Consider the following 4,924-nt stretch of genomic DNA (forward strand, 5'->3'; position numbering starts at 1 on the left):
GCGGTAGCGCGCTGGATGGCCGAAACGCTCGCCGAGGCCCCGCCCGTCCCGCCAGCCGTCGCCGCCCTCATCGCGGGCGTGCTCGTCCGGCGACCACCCGCCGCCTGATCTCCCGAGCAGGGGACCGCCGTCGCCTACACGCCCAGAACACCGCCATGCGCCCATCGGCGCTCACGGCCGACATACATGTACCACTTGCCATGTGTGACCAAGGGGTGGTACCCATCGTCCTGACGCATGCCCGTACCCTGCTGACCAGCAGTCCGGAAGGCGCCACCGCCTACCTCGATGCCGACCTGCGGGACCCGGAGAAGATCGTCGGCTCGGCGGAGGTACGCGCCACTGTGGACCTGAGCCGGCCGGTCGGGCTGTCACTGATCGCGATCCTGCACTTCCTGCCCGATGACCACGACCCCTACGGCATCGTAAAGACGCTACTAGACGCACTACCCGCTGGTAGCTTTCTGGCGCTCACGCACGCCACCGCCGACTTCGCGCCTGCCGAGGCGGACCGGGCCGCTGCCATCTACCGGGACCGCGGTATCCCCGCCCAGGCCCGCAGCCGAGCCGAGGTCGAGCGATTCTTCACGGGCCTTGATCTGGTCGATCCCGGGGTCGTCGTCGCACACCGCTGGCACCCCGACGCCACCAACACCGCCGGTGATCCAACGGACGCGGATGTGTCCTGCTACGCGGCCATCGCCCGCAAGCCGTAAGCCCCATCCGAACTGCGTCCGGTTCCAGGCGTGCCCACAGGGGATGACAGATGACAACGGCGAAACCGGCGGCGTCTGTCGGCCAGGTCGCGGACGCGGTGCGGGCCGTCCTCGCGGGAGAGGCTCTCCCCGAGGTCGCCGCCCGAACCGGTCTGTCAGCCGCGGATCTGCAAGCCGCCCTCGCGACTTACCACGCAGGCGGCAAAAGGGCGGTCGAGACGCGATCCGCGGGCCGCTGGTACACCGTCCGCGTCGTCTTCGCCGACCGGGCGCAGGCCGAGACGACGATGGCGACCATCGTGGCCCCGGTGCTCGACACGCTGTGCGCGGGCCGGCGGTCGGTGGGCTGGTGGTTTCGGCGAGAGCCTCGTGCCTGGTGGATCTACCTGCACAATCCCGACCTCGCCGCCGCCGGCCAGGCGATCCGCCGGTTGGGACGGACCGGAACCGTCGCCGCGACTGTTCCGGAGCCCTACACCCTGGACCCGCAGCCCTTCGGYGGGCTCACCGGCGCCGCCATCGCCCAGGATCTCTTCGTCGTTGAGAGCCGAGCCGTCCTCGGCTACGCCCGCCGGACCGATCCGCCGCTCGGCCGCCGCGAGCTGTCCGTCGCCGTCCTGGACACCCTGATGGTCGCCGCCGGACTCGCCTGGGCCGCCCGCGGCGACGTCTACACCCGCCTCGCCGCGACCCATCCCAACCTCGACCCGGCCGGCGCCCGCCGGCTCGGCGCGGAACTGCTCGCGTCCCTGACCGACCCAGCCCTCGACCTGGCGGCGGCGTCCGCCGCAGCGTGGACGGACGGCTGCGCCGCCGCAGGCAAACGGCTCGCCGACGCCGCCGACAACGGCCTGCTGACCCGCAGGCTCGTCGATGTCCTGGCCACCCTCGTCAGTGCCCAATGGAACCGCCTCGGGATGCCCGCCACCACCCAGGCCGTCCTCGCCCACGCGGCAACACACCTCTACTCCCCATGAGGGCCTCCACCGTGTGGACCAGGAGTTCGCGTTCCGCCCGGGAGACGCCGGCCTACGCCCTGCCGCATGGTTCAGCGGTGCCGGACCGTGATCGCCGCAACCTGCTCTTCGCGTATGCCGTGAGTGCGGCGGGCAGCGGCGTCGGGTCCGGGGCGCTGCCGATCGTCGCCGTGCTCGCCCTGCATGCATCCGCGTTCGAGGTGTCGCTGCTATCTGGCCTGGCCGGGCTTGCCGCCGCGGCGGTTCTGCTGCCGTTGGGCGCCGGCATCGAGCACCGCCGCAAGCGACCGGTGATGATCGTGGCGGATCTGGTGCGCTGCGCCGCGCTTGCAAGCGTGCCGGCTGCTGCCGCGCTGGGTCTCCTCACTTTCCCGCAACTGGTCACGGTCGGGGCCATCTGCACGACCGCGTCGATCGCCTTCGGCGCCGCCAGCGGGGCGCACTTGAAAGCAATGACCGATCCGGCGGGGCGTCTCGCGACGAACAGCTGGTTCGAGACCGTCGACTGGATCTCCAGTACGGCCGGGCCGCCGGCCGGCGGGCTGCTGATCGGCGGCCTCGGGGCCACCGCGACGATGGCCGTCGACGCCGCGTCCTACCTCGGCTCCGCCGTCGGCGTCCGGCGCATCCACACACAGGAGCCGTCACCACCGGAACGCTCGGCCGACTCTGGCATCCGACAGGGATGGCGCTACATCTTCGCCCACCCCGGACTACGGCCCCTGTTCCTCAACGCGATGCTGTTCGGCGGACCTGTGATCATGACGTTTCCGCTGCTCGCGGTCCTCATCCTCGACGAGCTCCGGCTGCCCGCGGCTGCTTATGGGCTGTCCCTGGGCCTGCCGTGCCTCGGCGGGATCGCCGGCTCCCGGCTCGCGCCCGTTCTCGTGCGCAGGTTCGGGCAGCGACGTGTGCTACTCGTCGCCGGCGCGGCGCGCGCGCCCTGGCTGCTGCTGTACCCGGTCGCCCCCCACGGCCTGGCTGGGCTGGCGGTCATCATGATTGCGGACACGGCCGTTCTGACCTCGGCAGGAGTGTTCAACCCGGTGTTCGCGACCTACCGCATGGAGGTCACGGCCGACGCCTACCTGGCCCGCGTACGCACCGCCTGGAGGATCAGCGCCAAGACCGTTCAGCCCCTGTTCGTCCTCGCCGGCGGCGGCCTGGCCGCTCTCATCAGCGTCAGAGCCACGCTGCTCATCGCAGGGCTCGCCTGCGCGGCCAGCGCCGCGCTGCTGCGGTACCAGACGACGTCCACGCAAGCCGAAACCACCGGCACGAATCTCCCGGGAGTACCACAGGCTCCCCGTGGGCGCAGGTGGTCCCACCCGTGGGTGCGGTCGTGAGCAGGGCTGGGCGGTCGCCGTTGCCGCGGTGCTGCTTGCTGTCCGAACTCGTCAACGGCCCACTGTTCCGCGGCCCCTCCCGGATCAGCTGGGCCAYCGTCCTCGAACTCGCCACCACCGTCACCGCCCGCCACGGCGTCTTCGTCCATCTCACCGGTTCGACCGACACCATGCGCAGCCGACTGCTCGCCCGCGACACCGTCGCACCCCTGGCCGCGACCATCGAAGCCGTCCTCCACGCCTACCGAGAGGTCTTCGCCCGACTCGCCGAACACACCGGTCATCCATCTTGACATCAACACAACAACACCAAATACGGACCGCTGCCGGCGGGCGCGGCCGGCGACCCAAGTCCGGTCGGTAAGGGATAAACTGCCGTGTCCGTTACGACCCACGGAGGACACCTTGGAGATCCGAGAGGCCCAGAAACGCGCCTGGGCCAACAAGATTGACAAGGGATTCAACACCACCGACACGACGCTGGAGTTTGGACTGCTCACCGCCGAGATCGGTGAAGCGTTCACCGCCTGGCGTAAACGCCTCCCCGACCTCGGCGAAGAACTGGCAGACGTCGCCATCTACCTCATGGCGCTCGCCGAAATGAACGGCATCGACCTCGACACCGAGGTCGAACACAAACTCGACAAGAACGTTGGACGCACCTACGAACGCACCGCCGAGGGCGTCCTCGTCCGCACCCGAGAGTCAAACCGGACATCGAGCGAATAATTCGACGGAACGTCTCGCCCTGCCACCGTCGATGCTGGCTGGTGGAGGACAAAAGCGGAGATCTCGTCGATCGACTCCAAGCCGGCGAGCACCGCACCGTTCTCGGCTGCCGCTGCTCGCCCCTACCGGTCACCCCTTCGGCGTGGTCACCTGCTCCCGGGGCGGTGGGGCATCGCGATGACGTTCACGATCAGCCGGGAACGCCGGCCTCGGCGCCACGCGCCGGCCGTCCGCGGCGCCTGCGACCGTCTCCTCGGCGTCATGACCGGGCCGCTCTCTTCTGCGCGGCGGTGCTGCTGGACGCGTGGCGCTCCTCGGCGCCAGCCTGCTGCTGTTCCCTGCGGCCCTCGGCGTACTGCTGCGAACGTGGCGACGCATCGCGCGCTGACAGCGACAACGCGTCCGGTGCGCGTTCCGCGCTCGGGCTACGGCATGTCAGAGGAGACGAGGCATGGAAGCGCTCTGGTCGGCCGCGAACCCGCCGCTCCACGTGACACGCCGTGCCAGTCGAGCCTCCGGGCCAAGGCTTCGGCACTCCCCCGATTGCCGGTGCGGTTCGAGCGCCTTCTGGGAGCCATGATCTAGGCATGTACGCGCCCAAAGGCTACCGTGAGAGGCGTGGTCGCGACGGCGGGTGTGGGTGATCCGTTTTTCGATGCTGTCCGTATCCTCCTGCTCATCGATGCGGCGGGCTCGCCGCTCCCCACCTCGACCGGGCAGGCTCACGACGACCTGGTCGCCGTCGTTCAGGGCGAGGCGCGGCTCCAGAAGCTGGATTTCTGGCTTCGATACCCCGACTATCTTGCCTATGAGCTGCTGAACGATTTCGACGAGAGCGGCGAGGACGTGCTGCTGGATCTCGCGGCGCAGATTCTGGACTCAGAAGAACCTGAGCTTCGCAAGATTCCTATGCTGCGGTACAAGTTCGGCGCCTATGAGCCCTTGGATATGGCCCTGTCCATCCTCGTGTCCGAAGGACTGGTCGTACGACAGCCCGTCCTGAGCCGTCGGCGAATTCAGCAGGTCGATTTCTTCCTCACCGCGCACGGGCGGGCGGTGGCCGCATCGATCACCGACGAATTCCCAGTCCTTGACTGGTACCGATCACGTTCGCAGCTAGTGGAGCGTGATTCCACTTCATTTATTGCCGGTATTT

General features: G+C 69.1%; 5 protein-coding genes and 1 pseudogene. All 6 read left to right on the forward strand.

Going from position 1 to position 4,924, the window contains the following annotated elements; genetic code table 11:
- Nucleotides 1-221: 221 nt before the first annotated feature.
- Nucleotides 222-716, forward strand: a pseudogene (locus KBI5_RS23880) (SAM-dependent methyltransferase); the annotation flags it as partial.
- A gap of 50 nt (nucleotides 717-766) precedes the next feature.
- Nucleotides 767-1,693, forward strand: a complete 927-nt coding sequence (locus tag KBI5_RS23885; RefSeq protein WP_085016549.1) for a thiopeptide-type bacteriocin biosynthesis protein — start codon at nucleotides 767-769, stop codon at nucleotides 1,691-1,693.
- A gap of 77 nt (nucleotides 1,694-1,770) precedes the next feature.
- Complete coding sequence (locus tag KBI5_RS23890; protein ID WP_241883154.1) at nucleotides 1,771-3,039, forward strand: MFS transporter; 1,269 nt, start codon at nucleotides 1,771-1,773, stop codon at nucleotides 3,037-3,039.
- The gene (locus KBI5_RS23895; RefSeq protein WP_133057146.1) at nucleotides 3,036-3,332 is read left to right on the forward strand and encodes a hypothetical protein; all 297 of its coding nucleotides are present in this window, start codon (nucleotides 3,036-3,038) and stop codon (nucleotides 3,330-3,332) included. Before KBI5_RS23890 ends, KBI5_RS23895 begins: the two co-directional genes overlap by 4 nt.
- A gap of 112 nt (nucleotides 3,333-3,444) precedes the next feature.
- Nucleotides 3,445-3,768 (forward strand): MazG-like family protein, encoded by a 324-nt coding sequence (locus KBI5_RS23900; RefSeq protein ID WP_085016552.1) that lies wholly within the window; start codon nucleotides 3,445-3,447, stop codon nucleotides 3,766-3,768.
- A 618-nt stretch (nucleotides 3,769-4,386) separates the two neighbouring features.
- Nucleotides 4,387-4,924, forward strand: a 538-nt coding sequence (locus KBI5_RS23905) for a hypothetical protein (RefSeq protein WP_133057147.1), incomplete at its 3' end; no start/stop codon positions are given.

It is taken from the genome of Frankia sp. KB5, assembly GCF_002099325.1.
In the GTDB taxonomy this organism is placed as follows: Bacteria; Actinomycetota; Actinomycetes; order Frankiales; family Frankiaceae; genus Frankia; species Frankia casuarinae.